General features: G+C 72.5%; 1 protein-coding gene. It reads left to right on the forward strand.

The window, feature by feature from the left end; translation table 11 throughout:
- Positions 1 to 294 precede the first annotated feature (294 nt).
- Positions 295 to 608: hypothetical protein (locus QSG27_RS29155; RefSeq protein ID WP_306712376.1), on the forward strand; the 314-nt coding region annotated here is incomplete at its 3' end.

The following is a 608-nucleotide window of genomic DNA, read 5'->3' on the forward strand; positions in this document are numbered from 1 at the left end:
CGCCCTGGCCGCCGCCGCCGCGGAGGCCCGTGCCCAAGGGGCGCGGCGCACCGGGCCGGAGGAGGCCGCCGCCGCCCTGTCGCGCTATCTGGACGAGGCGGCGTCGCTGTTCCGAAGGGGACGGCCCGCACCGGTTTGACCGGGCCCGCCGCCGTCAACCGCTTTATCGCACAGGCGGAGCAAACTCCCGGCTTGCTTTGGCGCCGGTGCCTTTCCAATATTCCGCGCTCCCCGACCGGGCGTCCGCTGGGACGCCACGGCGGGTGTCTTATTTTCTGCAACGAGGACTTTTCCATGCGCGCCTTCGACGGCCAGCATTCCGACAACGTCGCCATCAAGCGCACGCGGGAGCAGAAGCAGCTCCAGCTCCAGCAGTTGAAGGAGCAGCTCGCCACCCTGAAGTCCCACGCGGCCCCGGCGATCCGCGAGGCGCTGGTCAAGCGCATCGCCGAGCTGGATGCGGAAATGCGCCTGCCGCCGAAGCCGCCGCGCGAAGGCCGCGGCGATGGTCCCCGTGGCGAAGGGCGCGGCCCGAAGGGCGACGATCAGCGGCGCGATGGTCCCCGTGGCGATGGCCCGCGCCGCGATGGCCCGCGCCGTGACGGGGC

Source organism: Azospirillum isscasi (assembly GCF_030849505.1).
GTDB classification, from domain to species: Bacteria; Pseudomonadota; Alphaproteobacteria; order Azospirillales; family Azospirillaceae; genus Azospirillum; species Azospirillum isscasi.